A 679-nucleotide genomic window follows, 5' to 3' on the forward strand; every position below is an offset into this window, starting at 1 on the left:
GCAACACAAACGTGCGCTTCAACCAAAGAGAGACTTTGGAAAGAATCTTCAAGCGACTGGAGGCATCAGAAGTATATATATCCCGTGCCCGCATGGATTGCGGCTCATGCTCGGAGGAAATCGTAGATATGGTAGAGGCTCATTGCAGGCATTTTTATATTCGTGCCAACAGATGCTCTTCCTTCTACGATTCCATGTTTGCCTTGACTGGATGGAAAACTGTTGAAATCAACGGTATTGAATTTGAGCTGAATTCCATCCTTGTTGAGAAATGGAAAGGAAAACCGTATCGTCTTGTCATACAGAGACAAAGGCGAATAGATGGAGACCTTGACATTTGGGAAGGCGAATATACCTACAGATGTATACTGACTAACGATTACAAGTCGAGTGCAAGAGACATCGTGGAATTCTACAATCTTCGTGGTGGCAAGGAACGCATCTTCGATGACATGAACAATGGCTTTGGCTGGAATCGATTGCCAAAATCGTTCATGGCACAGAATACTGTATTCCTGCTTATGACAGCTCTCATCAGAAACTTCTACAAAGCTATTATGCAGAGATTGAAAACCCATGAATTTGGATTGCGTGCCACCAGCAGAATCAAGACCTTTGTTTTCAAGTTCATCTCTGTTCCTGCGAAATGGATTAAGACATCACGTAGGCATGTATTGAA

Annotated in this window: 1 pseudogene; it reads left to right on the forward strand. The window is 42.9% G+C overall.

Features of this window, described 5'->3' with window-relative positions:
- A pseudogene (locus ACTQ16_RS16710) lies at nt 1-679 on the forward strand (IS1380-like element IS942 family transposase); the annotation flags it as partial.

Source organism: Prevotella sp. LCP21S3_D2, from assembly GCF_052118345.1.
Lineage (GTDB): Bacteria > Bacteroidota > Bacteroidia > Bacteroidales > Bacteroidaceae > Prevotella.